General features: G+C 54.1%; 1 protein-coding gene. It reads left to right on the top strand.

What is annotated here, in order from left to right:
• Positions 1-505, top strand: a 505-nt coding sequence (locus IE88_RS18775; RefSeq protein ID WP_238319335.1) for a hypothetical protein, incomplete at both ends; no start/stop codon positions are given.

Genomic DNA, 505 nt, shown 5'->3' with positions numbered 1-505 from the left:
AATGTCATCGACGTCGCGGAGTATTATGGCGGCGATGAACTCAAATCTGCAACAGAAGTACGGTACGTTCAGCTGAAGCACTCCACGCAACGCGTGGATGTAGCGGTTGCACCTTCGGAACTCAGTCGCACTATCAATGAGTACACGAAGAAATACGCTGCGATATTTGATGACGATCAAACGCTCACCACGAAGGTTTGGTTCGAATTTCTGACAAACAGGCCAATCCATGCAGGAATTCGAAAGGCTCTAACCGCGGTAGTGGCAGGCAGTCCGTGGAACGCTGATAAAAACACGCGTAAGCTTCGGAGCTATGCGAAGCGGCTGTCTAATCAGCAGGCGAGGGCTTTCTACGCTCGCTTGAGGCTGACTGGCGATCAACCGAACCTGTGGTTTGAGGAACGCGGCCTGGGACAGGACGCGATGGCGTTCTTACCAGGTGGCGGGGGCCTAGCATCCGTAGCACTGGAACACTTGATCGCCATTACTGCGTCGGACAGGCGAC

The sequence above is a fragment of the Parvularcula oceani genome (assembly GCF_000733125.1).
GTDB classification, from domain to species: domain Bacteria; phylum Pseudomonadota; class Alphaproteobacteria; order Caulobacterales; family Parvularculaceae; genus Parvularcula; species Parvularcula oceani.
This window is presented reverse-complemented; position numbering and strand designations above follow the sequence as displayed.